We start from the raw sequence: 545 nt of genomic DNA on the forward strand, positions 1-545 counted from the left end.
CCGTCGATCACCGAGATGATGTCGGCGATCTTGCGCGAGGAGGCCTCGATCCCGCTCATGGTCTCGACCACCTGACCGACCACCGTGCCACCCTGCGAGGCGACCGACGCGGCGCCGGTGGCGAGCTGGTTGGCCTGGCGGGCGTGTTCGGCGTTCTGCTTGACCGTGGAGGTCAGCTCTTCCATCGACGCGGCGGTTTCTTCCAGGCTGGCGGCCTGCTGCTCGGTGCGGCGCGACAGGTCGTCGTTGCCGGTGGCGATCTCGCTGGCGGCGGCGTTGATGCTGACCGCGGCAGTCTGGATGCGCGCGACGATGGCGGCCAGCTGTTCGGTGGTGGCGTTGGCGTCGTCGCGCATGGTCGCGAACACGCCCTGGAACTGGCCGTGCATGCGCGCAGTCAGGTCACCGGCGGCGATCGACTGCAGCAGGGACGACAGCGCCTGCAGGTTGCCGTCGGCGGTGGCCATCAGCTGGTTGAGGCTCTCGACCATCAGGCGGAAGTCGTACTGGAAGCGTTCGGCGTCGCCACGCACGCTGAAGTCGCC

The 545-nt window shown here is 68.8% G+C and carries 1 pseudogene; it reads right to left on the bottom strand.

The features are described 5' to 3' along the window. Positions 1-545, bottom strand: a pseudogene (locus tag SLW55_RS20575) (methyl-accepting chemotaxis protein); the annotation flags it as partial.

This window comes from Xanthomonas sp. LF06-19 (assembly GCF_034105425.1).
In the GTDB taxonomy this organism is placed as follows: Bacteria; Pseudomonadota; Gammaproteobacteria; order Xanthomonadales; family Xanthomonadaceae; genus Xanthomonas_A; species Xanthomonas_A sontii.